General features: G+C 61.4%; 13 protein-coding genes and 1 pseudogene. 6 read left to right on the top strand and 8 right to left on the bottom strand.

Going from position 1 to position 13,780, the window contains the following annotated elements:
• The first annotated feature begins 28 nt into the window (after positions 1-28).
• From AB4Y32_RS36580 to AB4Y32_RS36565, 4 genes and pseudogenes are all read left to right on the top strand, one after another.
• A complete protein-coding gene (locus AB4Y32_RS36580) occupies positions 29-490 on the top strand; it encodes a MarR family winged helix-turn-helix transcriptional regulator (protein WP_368725952.1) in 462 nt (153 codons plus the stop codon).
• 709 nt (positions 491-1,199) lie between these two features.
• Positions 1,200-2,330 (top strand): annotated as a pseudogene (locus tag AB4Y32_RS36575) (efflux RND transporter periplasmic adaptor subunit); the annotation flags it as partial.
• Positions 2,331-2,343: 13 nt separating this feature from the next.
• Positions 2,344-5,553, top strand: coding sequence for an efflux RND transporter permease subunit (locus tag AB4Y32_RS36570; RefSeq protein WP_368725950.1), 3,210 nt, complete (start codon positions 2,344-2,346; stop codon positions 5,551-5,553).
• A gap of 10 nt (positions 5,554-5,563) precedes the next feature.
• Entirely contained in the window at positions 5,564-7,036 is a 1,473-nt protein-coding gene (locus AB4Y32_RS36565; RefSeq protein WP_368725949.1) for an efflux transporter outer membrane subunit, read from the top strand.
• 153 nt (positions 7,037-7,189) lie between these two features.
• Here the strand turns inward: AB4Y32_RS36565 and AB4Y32_RS36560 are convergent, their stop codons facing one another.
• The 8 genes from AB4Y32_RS36560 to AB4Y32_RS36525 form a co-directional block, all read right to left on the bottom strand.
• Positions 7,190-7,816 carry a porin gene (locus tag AB4Y32_RS36560; RefSeq protein ID WP_368725983.1) on the bottom strand — a complete coding sequence of 209 codons (627 nt, stop codon included), beginning with the start codon at positions 7,814-7,816 and terminating at the stop codon, positions 7,190-7,192.
• A gap of 46 nt (positions 7,817-7,862) precedes the next feature.
• Positions 7,863-8,261, bottom strand: a complete 399-nt coding sequence (locus AB4Y32_RS36555; RefSeq protein ID WP_368725948.1) for a porin — start codon at positions 8,259-8,261, stop codon at positions 7,863-7,865.
• A 214-nt stretch (positions 8,262-8,475) separates the two neighbouring features.
• The gene (locus tag AB4Y32_RS36550) at positions 8,476-9,162 is read right to left on the bottom strand and encodes an ABC transporter permease subunit (RefSeq protein ID WP_368725947.1); all 687 of its coding nucleotides are present in this window, start codon (positions 9,160-9,162) and stop codon (positions 8,476-8,478) included.
• Complete coding sequence (locus tag AB4Y32_RS36545) at positions 9,150-9,446, bottom strand: hypothetical protein (RefSeq protein ID WP_368725946.1); 297 nt, start codon at positions 9,444-9,446, stop codon at positions 9,150-9,152. The genes AB4Y32_RS36550 and AB4Y32_RS36545 overlap by 13 nt, the downstream gene beginning before the upstream one ends.
• Positions 9,447-9,514: 68 nt before the next feature.
• Positions 9,515-10,768 carry a branched-chain amino acid ABC transporter substrate-binding protein gene (locus AB4Y32_RS36540; protein WP_368725945.1) on the bottom strand — a complete coding sequence of 418 codons (1,254 nt, stop codon included), beginning with the start codon at positions 10,766-10,768 and terminating at the stop codon, positions 9,515-9,517.
• A gap of 136 nt (positions 10,769-10,904) precedes the next feature.
• Positions 10,905-11,669: an ABC transporter ATP-binding protein gene (locus AB4Y32_RS36535; RefSeq protein WP_368725944.1), complete on the bottom strand. Its 765-nt coding sequence runs from the start codon at positions 11,667-11,669 to the stop codon at positions 10,905-10,907.
• A 4-nt stretch (positions 11,670-11,673) separates the two neighbouring features.
• The gene (locus AB4Y32_RS36530) at positions 11,674-11,841 is read right to left on the bottom strand and encodes a hypothetical protein (RefSeq protein ID WP_368725943.1); all 168 of its coding nucleotides are present in this window, start codon (positions 11,839-11,841) and stop codon (positions 11,674-11,676) included.
• Position 11,842: 1 nt separating this feature from the next.
• Positions 11,843-12,157, bottom strand: coding sequence for an ATP-binding cassette domain-containing protein (locus AB4Y32_RS36525; RefSeq protein WP_368725942.1), 315 nt, complete (start codon positions 12,155-12,157; stop codon positions 11,843-11,845).
• A 41-nt stretch (positions 12,158-12,198) separates the two neighbouring features.
• Between AB4Y32_RS36525 and AB4Y32_RS36520 the strand changes: the two genes are divergently transcribed.
• The gene (locus AB4Y32_RS36520) at positions 12,199-12,354 is read left to right on the top strand and encodes a hypothetical protein (RefSeq protein WP_368725941.1); all 156 of its coding nucleotides are present in this window, start codon (positions 12,199-12,201) and stop codon (positions 12,352-12,354) included.
• A gap of 90 nt (positions 12,355-12,444) precedes the next feature.
• The gene (locus AB4Y32_RS36515; protein ID WP_368725940.1) at positions 12,445-13,521 is read left to right on the top strand and encodes a CoA transferase; all 1,077 of its coding nucleotides are present in this window, start codon (positions 12,445-12,447) and stop codon (positions 13,519-13,521) included.
• The last annotated feature ends 259 nt before the right edge of the window (positions 13,522-13,780 follow it).

Genomic DNA, 13,780 nt, shown 5'->3' with positions numbered 1-13,780 from the left:
CAGCGGCATCTACACTTTAGTACAGCATATGACTACCAAATCACCGAACAAGCAGGGATTCCAACCTGACCTGGTCGAGGAGGTAACCCGGCATTGTTTGCTCACACGAACGCGATCCATTTCGCGTGTCGTTACCGGCATCTATGATCGGGCACTTCGCTCGTATGACGTCAATTCTTCGCAATTTTCCATGCTGGTCCTGATCGCGAGAATGAACGGTGGCAGCCGCGCTGAATTGGGCCGCGCCAATCATCTGGAGCGATCGACTTCAACGCGCAATCTTCAGCTACTACTGGATCAGGGCTGGGTTGAGGAGTTGAAGCCTACACATGGACGCAGTCGTCCCATCGTGCTGTCCGATGCTGGGCGTGAATTGCTGGTGACTGCCATGCCGGCCTGGCGTGCAGCTCAGCAGACGGCGAAAAGGATGTTGGGTAAAGAAAGTGCATCTGCCTTGTCGTCGATCGCGAACGAGCTGCCAGCGGATTAGCAGTTGGTAATCGGTACACGCTGAGCTTTGCGCTACTGTCGCCATTCATCGCCGCCATGGCAGGGCAAGCGATTGCTGCTCACCTGTCTTGTGATCTTCGTTCTTGCCATTCGGGTCATTGCATTGGCACCGGGCATCGGGAGCGCGCTGGCGAGCCGGCTGCTGGCCTGCCTGGGCGCGGCCATTTCCAGCGCAACGGCGTCAGGACGCCCCGCGAAATTGTGAAACAGTGAAGTGCAATTTATGTACCGCAATTCCTCTTGATCGGATGGCGTGGATGCACTAAATTTCGCCAATACGTGCATATGCACAGCATGCATCCATATGGCGAGGCGTATAAAGCCGCTCACGAGTAAAGATTTTTCAATGACTAATGCACTTCGTGTTAAGGCTGGTCTACGACGTCAAAACCGGCGTCGTGAAGACAGTCGTTCCTCCTGCACCTTTGCGCAGGTCACTCCCCGAAGCCTCGCTATCGCTGCGTTCAACTCAAGGCTGATGACGGCGCGATAGTGGCGTAGTCCGCCTCGCCTTTGCGTTGTCGCCGGTCACATTGCACGCACTTCAGGTCCGCCTCTGCTGATGACGAACGGAGTCGATTGACTAACCATGCACGAAAGTATGCATATGCACGGTTGGTTTCGAAAACCGTAATACCTCGTTTGCCGGCTACCCGCACTCGAATTTTTGCTACTTGTATGGATTGGTTATGGATGTCAGACGGATCAAGTTGGGAATGGTGGGCGCGGTGGCGGGAACGCTAGCTCTCGCCGCATGTGGGCAAAAGCCGCCCGTACATCCACCGGGGCCGCCTGAGGTCGGCGTGATTACAGTCGCACCGCAGGCGGTCACGACGACAACCGAACTACCGGGCCGCACGAATGCGTTTCTTGTTGCACAGGTTCGGGCACGCGTCGACGGCATCGTCCAACACCGCGGATTTACAGAAGGCGACGACGTAAAGGAAGGGCAACGCCTCTACAAGATCGACCCGGCGCCCTATATCGCCGCGTTGAATAGCGCAAAGGCTTCGCTCGCGAAGGCGAGAGCAAACGCGATGGCCGCCGATGCCCTCGCTCAGCGCGATAAACCGCTGGCGGCTGCAAACGCTATCAGCAAGCAGGAGTACGACAACGCCGTGGCTGCGGCTGGACAAGCGGAAGCCGACATTGCCGCAGCGAAGGCGGCCGTCGATACCGCGCAGATCAATGTCAACTACACGGACGTGATATCGCCGATCTCGGGCCGGGTAGGCATATCGCAAGTCACGCCTGGCGCGTATGTGCAGACGAGCCAGGCGACGCTGATGGCCACGATCCAGCAGTTGGACCCGATGTACGTGGACGTGACGCAATCGAGCCTCGATGGCTTGAGATTGCGCCGCGAATTCGAGGAGGGGAAGCTTGACGCGGCCGGACCGAACGCGGCTGCCGTCTCGCTGGTCCTCGAAGATGGCCGCGTTTATCCATTGCAAGGCAAGCTGCAATTCTCGGACGTGACCGTCGATCAGACCACCGGGTCGGTGACGATCCGCGCACTTTTTCCGAACCCGAACCATATTCTGCTGCCGGGCATGTTCGTGCGCGCGCGAATTCAGGAGGGCGTCAGGCAAGGCGCATACGTGGTGCCGCAAATCGGCATCGCGCATGATCAGAAGGGCCGTGCAACGGCGCTGGTCATCGGGCAGGACAACAAGGTGGTCTTGCGTCAGGTCGTGACATCGTCGACTTCCGGCGCGAACTGGATCGTTGAAGCCGGCTTGAACCCCGGAGATCGCGTCATCGTCGAAGGCACCGAGAAGGTTCGACCGGGTGCAGTCGTGAAAGCGGTTGCCGCGCGATAACGGGTGAGTCATGGCCAACTTCTTTATTGATCGCCCAATTTTCGCCTGGGTCATCGCCATCATCCTGATGCTGGCAGGCGCGGCATCAGTTTTCAAGCTGCCTGTAGCGCAGTATCCGACAATCGCGCCGCCGTCGATCCAGGTGACGACGACCTACCCGGGTGCGTCCGCAAAGACCGTGGAAGACACCGTCACCCAGGTGATCGAGCAACAGATGAACGGTCTCGATCATCTGCTCTACATTTCGTCGCAGTCGGACGACTTCGGGAACGCGACGATCACGCTGACCTTTGCGGCCGGCACCAATCCCGATACCGCGCAGGTGCAGGTGCAGAACAAGCTGTCACTGGCGACACCGCTTTTGCCGCAGGCGGTTCAGCAACTCGGAACGAAGGTCACCAAGTCGAGCAGCAGCTTCTTGCTGATCCTGGCTTTCGTGTCCGAAGACGGGAGCATGAGCAAGTACGACCTTGCCAATTACGTGGCCTCGAAGGTGCAGGATCCCATTAGCCGGATCAACGGCGTCGGCACGGTGACGCTCCTGGGCGGCACGCAGTTTGCGATGCGCGTGTGGCTGGACCCGCACAAGCTCGACGACTTCGGGCTGACCCCCGTCGACGTCGAACAGGCCTTGCAGACGCAGAATGTGCAAGTGGCTTCCGGCCAGATCGGCGGCACGCCGTCCGTGCCCGGCCAGGCGCTGCAAGCCACCATCACGGAGGCTACGTTGCTGCGCACACCCGAGCAGTTCGGCAACGTCCTCCTGAAGGTCAATCAGGACGGCTCCCAGATCCGCATCAAGGATGTGGGACATGTCGAACTGGGCGGCGAGAACTTCAACATCGATACGAAGTACAACGGCCAACCGGCCGCGGGCGTCGGCATCTACCTCGCGACGGGCGCGAATGCGCTCGCGACGGCGAAGGCCGTGCGCGACAAGATCGACCAGTTGTCGAAGTACTTTCCGCATGGTCTGGTCGTCAAGTATCCGTATGACACGACGCCGTTCGTGAAGTTGTCCATCGAGGATGTGATCAAGACGTTGCTCGAAGGTATCGTCCTCGTGTTCCTCGTGATGTACCTGTTCCTGCAGAACCTGCGCGCCACGCTGATTCCGACGATCGCGGTGCCCGTGGTGCTGCTCGGTACGTTCGCGATCATGAGCGCGGTGGGCTTCTCGATCAACGTGCTGTCGATGTTCGGTCTCGTGCTCGCAATCGGCCTGCTGGTGGACGACGCGATTGTGGTGGTCGAAAACGTCGAGCGGGTGATGTCGGAAGAAGGCTTGTCGCCGCGCGACGCGACCCGCAAGGCGATGGGCCAGATCACGGGCGCACTGGTCGGCGTCGCGCTGGTGCTGGCCGCCGTGTTCGTGCCCGTGGCGTTCTCGGGCGGCTCGGTCGGCGCGATCTACCGGCAGTTCTCGCTGACCATCGTGGCGGCGATGGTGCTGTCCGTGCTGGTCGCGCTCATTCTCACGCCCGCGCTGTGCGCGACGATCCTCAAGCCGATTCCGCAAGATCATCACGAAGAGAAGAAGGGCTTCTTCGGCTGGTTCAACCGCACCTTCGACAAGAGCCGCGACAGGTACCATTCGGGCGTGCACCACGTGATCAGGCGCTCAGGCCGCTGGCTCATCATCTATGTCGCGGTGATCGCCGCAGTGGGCCTGCTGTTCGTGAAGCTGCCGAAGTCGTTCCTGCCTGACGAGGACCAGGGAACCATGTTCGTGCTGGTCCGCACGCCCGCGGGTTCGACCCAGGAAACCACGGCGCGTACGCTGAAAGATATTTCCGACTACCTGCTTAACGACGAGAAGAGCATTGTCGACGCCACGTTCACGGTAGACGGTTTCAGTTTCGCCGGGCGTGGCCAGAACTCCGGTCTCGTCTTCATCCGGATGAAGGACTACTCAGTGCGGCAACGCGCTGATCAGAAGGTACAAGCGTTGATCGCCCGACTCGCCGCGCGGTTCGCGCCGTACAAGACGGCACTGGTCATCCCGGTCAACCCGCCGTCGATACCTGAACTGGGGACGGCGTCCGGCTTCGACTTCGAACTCGAAGACCGCGCCGGTGTGGGGCACGATGTGCTGATGGCGGCGCGCAACAGGCTGCTGGAGATAGCTGCAAAGGATCCCGCGCTCGCGCGCGTACGCCCGAACGGTCTGAACGACACGCCGCAGTTCAAGGTGGACATCGATCGCGAGAAAGCCCTGTCGCTCGGCGTCACCCCCGCCGCCATCGACCAGACGTTCTCGATTGCATGGGCGTCGCAATACGTGAACAACTTCCTCGATACCGATAACCGGATCAAGAAGGTGTATGTGCAGGGCGATGCGCCGTTCCGGATGTCGCCGGAGGACCTGAATGTCTGGTACGTGCGTAATGCTTCGGGGGGGATGGTGCCGTTCAGCGCGTTCGCGACTGGCCAGTGGACATACGGGTCACCCAAGCTCGAACGCTACAACGGTGTGTCGGCCGTGGAAATCCAGGGTGCGGCCGCGCCGGGCAGCAGTACCGGGCAGGCGCTGGGCGCGATGGAGAAGATCGCCGCGCAACTTCCGTTGGGCGTCGGCTTCGAATGGACCGGTTTGTCGCTCCAGGAAATCGAGTCCGGCTCGCAGGCGCCCGTTTTGTACGGCATCTCGATCCTCGTCGTGTTTCTGTGTCTTGCGGCGCTCTATGAGAGCTGGTCAATTCCCTTCTCGGTGATCATGGTCATGCCGCTCGGCGTGATCGGCGCACTCCTCGCCGCGACGTTGCGCGGACTCGAAAACGACGCGTTCTTTCAGGTGGGTTTGTTGACGACTGTGGGCCTGTCCGCGAAGAACGCGATCCTGATCGTGGAGTTCGCGCGGGAATTGCAGCAGACCCGGGGCATGGGGCCCGTGGCAGCGGCGCTCGAGGCGTCCCGCTTGCGGCTGCGGCCGATCCTGATGACGTCGATGGCATTCATCCTTGGCGTGTTTCCGCTCGCCATCAGCAACGGCGCGGGATCGGCAAGCCAGCACGCAATCGGCACGGGCGTGATCGGCGGGATGCTGACAGCGACGTTCCTCGCCGTTTTCATGATCCCCATGTTCTTCGTCGTAGTCCGTTCGATGTTCTCCGGTGAGAAAGATGACTCGATTCACGCGTTCCCGCACGACGAGCCGCACCAACCCGATGCTTCCGGCGAGCGCGTCGAGGTTGGCGTCCACGATGAAACGGCCGGTTGAGGACAGTGGAATGCGAGAACTTTCGTTGATGCCAATCGCGCTTGCGATCCTGATCACCGGCTGCACGATGGAGCCGCACTACCATCGCCCCGATGCGCCGGTGGCGGCGTCGTTCCCGAACGGTGGCGTTTATCAGACGCAGCCGCTAGCAGAGAGCGGCAAGCGCTCGGCGAACGGACAGGCGGCGCCGGACATCGGCTGGCGCGACTTCTTCGTCGATCCGCGCCTGCAGCAACTCATTGAGATTGCGTTGAAGAACAATCGCGATTTGCGCGTCTCGGTGCTCAACATCGAGGCTGCACGTGCGCAGTATCAGATCACGCGCGCGGGATTGTTTCCAACGGTCCATGCGGCGGCTTCGCAGAACAAGCAGCGCACGCCGGCAGATTTATCGCCTACGTCGCGCACCGTCTCAGACGTGTATTCGGTCGGCTTGAACGCATCCTGGGAGATCGACTTCTTTGGCCGGATCAGAAGCTTGAAGGACCAGGCGCTCGCGCAATATCTGGCCACATCGCAGGCTCGCAAGGCCGCCGAGCTCTCGCTGGTTTCGGAAGTGGCGGACCAGTATCTGACGATGATCGCCTACGATGAGCTGCTCCAGGTCACGCGCGACACACTCAAGACCGCGCAGGATTCGTACGGGCTCACGAGGCTGCGGTTCGACAATGGCACCGGTTCTGAGCTCGATCTGCGCCAGGCGCAGACGGTGGTCGACGAGGCGCAGGCGAACTTGCAGGCACAGGAACGTGCGCGCGCTCAGGCCGAGAACTCGCTGGTGTTCCTGATCGGCGAACCGCTGCCTGCGGATCTGCCGCCGGGCGCGACGCTCGGCGGACAGGATTTGCTGAAGGACATTCCGGCGGGTCTGCCTTCTGATTTGCTGAGTCGCCGGCCGGACATCATGGAAGCCGAAGAGAACCTCATCTCGGCGAATGCGAATATTGGCGCGGCGCGCGCAGCGTTCTTCCCGAAGGTTTCGCTGACGGGCAATTTCGGCACGCTCAGTCCGTCGCTGGGCGGGCTGTTCAAGCCGGGTTCCGCGGCATGGGCCTTTGGACCACAGATATCCGTGCCGATTTTCCAGGGTGGAGAAAACCGCGCGAACCTCGATCTGGCCAACGTGCAGAAGAAGATTCAGGTCGCGCAATACGAAAGGGCGATCCAGACCGCGTTCCGCGAAGTGGCTGACGGGCTTGCGGCGCGCGGCACGTACGATCAGGAGATCGAGGCCCGGCAGCATGACACGCTGGCTGAACAGCGTCGGCTCGAGCTGTCGGAGCTGCGGTACCGGCGCGGCGTCGACAGCTATCTGTCGGTGCTGACCGCGCAAAATGACCTGTACGCTTCGCGCCAGTCGTTGATCACCGCGAGGATGCAGCGTCTGACGAGCCTTGTCGATCTGTATCGTGCGCTTGGGGGCGGGTGGATCGAGCGCTCAGGAGAAGAGCCGCGGCCTGCCGACGCTGCGGACATCGGCTAAGGGAGGTCAGCGGAAAAGTGCCTGCCGGACTTCGGGGAGATCGTCCGGCGATGGTACAGCGACCCGTCTCGCAAGATAGCAGCCGGGCCGCACTTTTCATCTCCGCCAGGATGTTCAACGGTGGTGTGGAGCCATACCCGCAACCGACTGAACTCAGAACAGATGCCGAACCCCGATAGCGACGCCAAACTGGTTTCCGCCCGGAACACCGGCAGGCGTCGAGTTCTGCAAACCGAGTGTCGCGAGCCGGTTGTTTTTCACATAGCCAACGAAAGAATAGAGCGATGTCGCGCGCGACAGCGAATAGTTCGCGCCGAGTTTGTACAGGCTCGCGTTCCGATCATTCGTGACGCGGTCGTCCTGACGGATGTAAGTTGCGCTGATGGTCCAGAATGGCGTTGGAGCATACGAAAATTCAGCGGTGTACAAGTTGTCGCTGGTGCCGCGCGCCGGGTTCTTGAAGTTGGCGAAGTCGAGCATGAACTTGAATGCGTCGAAGCCGTAGTTCGCTCCGGCCGTGTATGCGCGTGCCGTAGTTGAATCGATTGCTCCCGTGATGTCGCGGCCGTTGAAGTAGGCCGCAGCAGCCATGAAGTCGCCGATCTTGTAGCTTGCCCCGAACGACATCGCGCTCTTCTTCTGAAAATCTCCCGCTGCACCGCCAAACGAATACATCGCCATGCCCTGAAAACCGGCGATTTCGGGGCTAATGTATTCGGCCGAGTTGTCGACCCACGAGTACTGATAGCCGGTATAACCCGAAAGGTTCTGATAGAGCAGGTGTTCAGCGAGCCGAAGTTCGAATAACCTTCGATGTCGAGACGACTCAGGATACGCAGCAACGGCGAGCGATTCTTGCCCAGCAGTACGTTGCCGAAGGTCTTGCTGCCGATGCCGACTGTCGCGCCGCGATCGAATAATACGTTGCCCGCGCTCGCCGGCTGGCCGCCGTTGATGGATTGGCCGGTGTTGATGCGAAAGGCGCTTTCGAGTTCGAACAGTGCCTGCAGTCCACGCCGAGATCCTCGCGTCCGGTGAGACCCCAGCGGCTCGTCGAATCAATGCCGCTCGCGACAGACCACGCCGAGCCTCCGCCTGCTGCAGCATGTGTCTTGTAGAGAATGCCGCTGTCGGCGATGCCGTAGAGCGTCACCGAACTCTGAGCATGGGCAGCGGACACAGCGCCTCCTGCCAAAGCAAGCGCCGCAAAGCAAAGCCTTTTCATTGAAGTCTCCATTACTTGCTGTAGTTATTGGTTTGGTATCGCACTTTGGTACGGCGAGCAGGCGAAACAGCAGAGCCTTGCTCGGCCAGCGAGCGAAACGACAGGCTATGGATTGCGAGTGATTCAGGACCGTGTCAGGCAGACACGATCCTTTGACGTGAACGGGCAATGCGTGCGACGCGCCCGTCCACGGAGAAACAATGACGGCTTCGCTCTATGTACGTGTCGCGTGCCGCTTCATGTAGAGCAAGGCCAGCCCCGTTGCGAGCAGCACGATCGAAACGATCCGCGGTATGGTGCTGCGCGGGTCGGCGGCGATGGAGCCGGGCCAGAACGCGAGTCGCACCGGCGCGCCCATGTTCGCATTGAGCGACTGGATCATTTCGATGAGCAGGACGAATCCCGCGCAGGTAGCGAGCGCGCCCAACAACACGGGCAGGGTGCATCGGGCGACGTAAGCCGGTCCTTTTTGCCGCCATGTTTTGGGCGCGATACGCAACAGGTCTGTGAGACCGCCCGTTAGCCCGTAGCGCCATGAGACCGTCACTGTGACGAAGAACACGCCGAGGTACAACGGCCATGCATCGGGGAGCGTAGACAGGTGTGCCGTGGCGAGCGTGATCAGGAGCGCGCCCACCACCGGCCCACAATACGACGTGTAGCCGCCGACATACGCGTGAAGCATGCCTGCCGTACTCTGGGCGAGACTCAGTGTGTCGAGCGTAACGACCTGAAAGCCCAACGCGTAGAGTGAACCCGCAATGCCCGCGAATCCCGCCGACAGCGTCAACGCGAACCCGCGAATCACAACGGGGTTGAAGCCAACGAAGTCCATCCGCTCCGGATTGACGCGCGTCGCGTTCATCAGCCGCCCGAGCGGTATGAACGTCAACGCGTACATTGCGAGCGCCGCGCACATGCCCATACGGCGATCAACAGGTACACGTTCACAGGCGAGCCGAAATCGATGCCCCATCCAGCTGCGTGCGTCGGATCGATGCGGATGCCTTCGTCGCCGCCCGAGAAGCCGGTCATGATGGTCGCCGCTGAATACGCGAGCTGGCCGACGGCGAGCGAGATCATCGCAAAGACCACTTTGCCGCTGCGCACGGTGAAGAGTGCCACGCACGCGCCGAGAACGAGCCCTGCGATGCCGCCGACCAACGGCACGAGCACGACGGACACGGCCTCGCCGAATGCGTTAAGGCAGTGTGCCGTCGTATAAGCGCCGATGCCGAAGTATGCTGCCGCGCTCAGGCGCCCGGCGGCCGTTTCATGTTGCAGCCGTCCACCGGCTCGCTCACCTGCGCGGCGGGGAAGGTCTTGATCAGCTTGAATCCCCAGGGCGTGCCGTCCTGCTTGTACTTTGCATCGCTGGTCAGCACCGACAGGTTCAACGGCAACTGCGCCTGATGGTCGGTGGAGCGCATCGTCGCCTTGTAGTCGCCGATCGACACGGTCGTCTTTTCCATCGCTTTCGCAACCGCGAGCGGCTCGGTGGACTTCGCGTCGCGAATCGCGTCGGTCAGGAACAGGTAGCCGCGATAGATGCGCATGCCTTCGAAGTCGCCATAGCCGCCCGCGCACGACTGATCCATCAACTGGTCGATAGCGGGGATGTTCATGCTCATGATCGAATCGGACGCCTGATACACCTTGCCGACGCCTTTCTCGCCGATGCTGGTCACCTGGCCGTGCTGCGATGCATAGACCGTGTACCACGGCGCATTCAGGCCGATGTCGTTGCCCGCGCGAATCAGACGGCTCAGGTCAGTGCCGATGTTCGCCCTGAAGATTGCGTCGGGATTCGCCGCCTTGATCTTGGCGACGTACGGCGTGAAATCCTGCACTCTGTTGGGCGGATGCAGTTCGCTGCCGACGATCTGGATATCGGGGCGGAACTGCTTGAGCAGACGCCGGAGCGCTGCGTCGGCGCTCTGACCCATCGAGTAGTCCATGTTGATCAGATACACGCGCTTGACCTTCGGGTCGAGCGACAGCACGGCGGCCTTCATCTTCATGCCGATGTGGCCGTCGGTGCGGAACTGCCAGAACGAGCAGTACTTGCCCGTCATCGCTTCATCGAGGCCGGCCCAGTTGATCAGGATGATCTCTTTGCCGGGATTGCGCGCGTTGTACTTTTCGATCGCGTCGAGCAGCGTCATCGTCACGTTCGCGCCGACGCCTTGCATCACGAAATGCACGTCGTTGCCGATCGCGCGATCGAGGCAGTTCTTGCCGTCTTTCGGGCTGAACTTGTCGTCGCAGAACTCGAGCTCGATCTTCGAGCCGAGGACGCCGCCCGCTGCGTTGTCGCGCTTGACGATGAACTGCAGGTTCTTGGCCGACAATTCCATCGTCGACGATTGCGGCCCCGACATCGGCTCGATTACCATGATCCTGATCGGCGCCGCCGCATGTGCGCTGCCCAGCAACGCCGCGCCGGCGGTGATCGCGAGGCCGGCGCGCAGCACGTGCCGCACGGCCGCCGTCATGTACTTCATCATTTTGTGCTCCTCACTCACTGATATCTGTTGCGTTTCTCGGCGAACGGCTCGCTGTCTACTCAGACTTCGAGCCATTCCGCCCGCACATCACTCACTGATATCTGTTGCGTTTGTCGGCGAACGGCTCGCTGGCCACTCAGACTTCGAGCCATTCCGCCCGCACGCCCGGGTTGTCGTCGAACTCGTCGACTGTCCCGTCGAACACGATCCGGCCGTGTCCCATCACATTGATCCGGTCGCACAGTCCGAGCGCGATGATCAGCTTCTGCTCGACCAGCAGCACGGCCACGCCGCGTCTCGCGACTTCCTTCAGTAGCTCAGCAACGTGATCGACCATCGAGAGGCTCAACCCTTCCGTCAGTTCGTCGACGAGCAGCAGCGCGGGCTGGCCCATCAGCGCGCGGCAGATCGTCAGCATCTGCTGCTCGCCTCCGGACAGCGCGCCGCCCGCGACGTTCGCGCGCCGTTTGAGATTCGGGAAGAGCTCGAAGAATTCGTCTTCGGTCCACGGCTTGAAACGTGCGGACGACGGCGTTTTCATGCGGCCCGATTGCGGCAGACCGACCGACAGGTTTTCGCGCACGGTGAGGTCGGGAAAGATCGCCCGGTCTTCCGGCACATAGCCGATTCCGGCGCGGGAGATCTCGTGCGTCCTCGCGCGTTCGAGCGGTACGCCGTTGAAGCTGATCGCACCGCGCGACGGCAACAGCTTCATCACGGCCTTGAGAAACGTCGAACGGCCGGAGCCGTTGCGCCCGAGCAGCCCGACGGTTTCGCCCGCTTCGACGCGCATGCTCGCGCCTTGCAACACCTGGCTCTGCCCATAACCGGCAACGATTCCGGATGCGTTGAAAAGCGGCCCACAACGTGTGCACGATTCGGCGTTTGACTGTGTGTTCATCGCTTCAATGCCTTTGTGATTGCACGGCGGCTTGAGCCGCGCCCGCCGGCGTGCCCAGATACGCTTCCTGCACCGCGCGGTTCGCGCGGACTTGCGCGGGCGTATCACACGCGATGATCTCGCCGTACACCAGCACGGAGATCCGGTCGGCGAGCTCGAACACCACATCCATGTCATGTTCGATGATGACCATCGTGCGTGAGCTGTCGGCCTCGCGCAGCCCGCTGCAGCAGTTCGATGATGTTGTGGGTTTCGTGCTTGTTCATGCCCGCGGTCGGCTCGTCGAAGAGCAATACCTTCTGGTTGCCCGCAAGCGCGAGTGCAATTTCCAGCGCGCGCTGGTCCGCATACGAGATCAGGGCGGCGGGCTCGTTGCGTTTGTCGAGCAGCCCGACTTCGTCGGTGATTTCTAGTGCACGGATATCGGCGGGACCGCCGCGTCGAAGGATGCGTAGAAACGACGGACCATGGCCCGCCGCGCGCAGCACGCCGATCCGCGTTCGAAGGTGCCGATCCCATCGTACCGAGCGTGTTCCGTCTCGGCGCGGCAGCGGGCCTCGCGCTGATGACGAAGTCCGTCGCAATCGCAGCGTTATGGGCGATGCGCACGGGCGAAGGGCAGGATCTCCATCTCGACATCAGGAAAGCGCCACGTCGCCTTTGTCCGTTCTGGGAGCGCAAATGAGAACTGCTGAATGGTTACGCGCCGCGCAATACGGCCGATCCGACCAATCCGTTCGTGCGCGCATTCTTCGAAACTCGCGATGGTCGCTGGATGATGCCGTTCAACCTTAATCCACGGCTCAGCTCATCCGCGCTGCGGCTCTTGCAGAGCACTGACGAACCCGCAGCAGTCGCGGCGGCGTTCCGCAAATGGGATGCACGCGAACTCGAGGAAGCAGGCTCGGTAGCAGGCGTCGTGATGCCTATGGTGCGCAGTGCGGAAGAGTTCATGCGAGAGACGCAATACGTCGACCACTTGTCTTCAATGCCGCTTGTTCAGATCGAAAAGATCGGTGACTCGGACCCCGAGCCATTCGCGCGCGACCCTGTCGCGCCGCTGGATGGCGTGCGCGTGCTCGGCATGGCAAGGGTGATCGCGGGGGCCGCGATCGGGCGCGCGCTTGCGTATCGCGGCGCGGATGTGCTGAACGTCTGGCGTCCGGATGATTTCGAAGTGGACACGATGTACAGGACCGCGAATGTCGGCGTGCGCTCCACACTCATCGACGTAGGTTCGAGCGAAGGCAACGCGCGTATCAAGGAGCTGCTGCGCGGTGCGGATATCTTCTATGCGAACCGGCGCCATGGGTTTCTGGACAAGGTCGGACTTACTGCCGAAGAAGCTGCGCAACTGCGTCCCGGCATCATCCACGTGACAGTGATCCTACATGGCGAGATGGGGCCATGGGCACCGCGCGCGGGCTTCGACCAGACTGCGGGCGCCGTCACAGGGATCACGACGCTGGAGGGTTCCCCCGAGGCGCCTCAATTGCCGCCTGTAATGGTCGTCAATGACAACATGGTTGCGTGGCTCGCGACCACGGGCGCGCTCGCTGCGTTGATGCGACGTGCGGAAGAGGGCGGCAGCTATCGCGTGCATGTGTCGTTGTCGCGCGCATCGTTGTGGCTGTATTCGCTTGGCCTGTTCGATAAGACCTACGCGCACGAGATGGCCGGCTCGAGCAGTGCGCATGAGAACGCAAAGCCCGATCTCTTTACGGCCGATACACCAGTCGGCCGTTACCAAGGCGTCACTGACCAGGTGCGCATGACGCGCACGCCGGGCCATTACGCGGCGGTATTGGTGCCGCGCGGCTCGTCGATGCCAGCGTGGTTGCTCAAGCGCTAGTCTTAAGCGACTCGGGGACGCGACAACGGGTCCGTCAGTTGACGATCAAATTCGGGTAAGGCTTCGTGGTTCGGTCTTCCGGAACGTCGAAGCCGTGCACAGTGGCCGTGACCCAAACGGTTTTGCAAGCTCTGTCGAGGCCAGATTCAGATGTCCGCTTCCCGGCTAGATAGAGATGTCCGGGTTTAAGGGGTTCAGGGGTTGCTTTTCATGGGTTAAAGATCACGCAGTGTCGAAGGATGGTGTTTGAATGGGCAGC

Source organism: Paraburkholderia phymatum, assembly GCF_040965635.1.
GTDB lineage: Bacteria > Pseudomonadota > Gammaproteobacteria > Burkholderiales > Burkholderiaceae > Paraburkholderia > Paraburkholderia phymatum_B.
The sequence above is the reverse complement of the archived record's forward strand: the minus strand, read 5'-3'. Positions and strand labels throughout refer to the sequence as shown.